This is a genomic window from Erwinia sp. 1181_3 (genome assembly GCF_052824965.1).
The window spans coordinates 1-275 of record NZ_VTDE01000038.1 but is presented as its reverse complement, the minus strand read 5'-3'; the positions used below and the strand labels follow the sequence as shown (position 1 = coordinate 275).

Genomic DNA, 275 nt, shown 5'->3' with positions numbered 1-275 from the left:
CTTTGGAGAGAGATGTTTTTCCTGTTATTGGTGAAATCTGCATTACCGACATCGAAGCCAATGCTCTGCTCAAAGCCATACAGCCGGTTCAAGCCAGCGCATTAATGAGGTGATGGTATACGCCAAAAATACCCGGCTTATTGGCGCTGTTCCGGGCGTTAATATCGGTAACGCCTTTAAGAAAACTCAAAAGAAAAATATGCCAGATTTATGCAAACAAGTGTTTTTACGAAAAAGACGATGGTGTACAGGATAACGTTTACCCGTTCACTCCG

The 275-nt window shown here is 43.3% G+C and carries 1 pseudogene; it reads left to right on the top strand.

Annotated elements, in window-relative coordinates:
* Window positions 1–211: pseudogene (locus tag FY046_RS23665) on the top strand (integrase); the annotation flags it as partial.
* Window positions 212–275 lie beyond the last annotated feature (64 nt).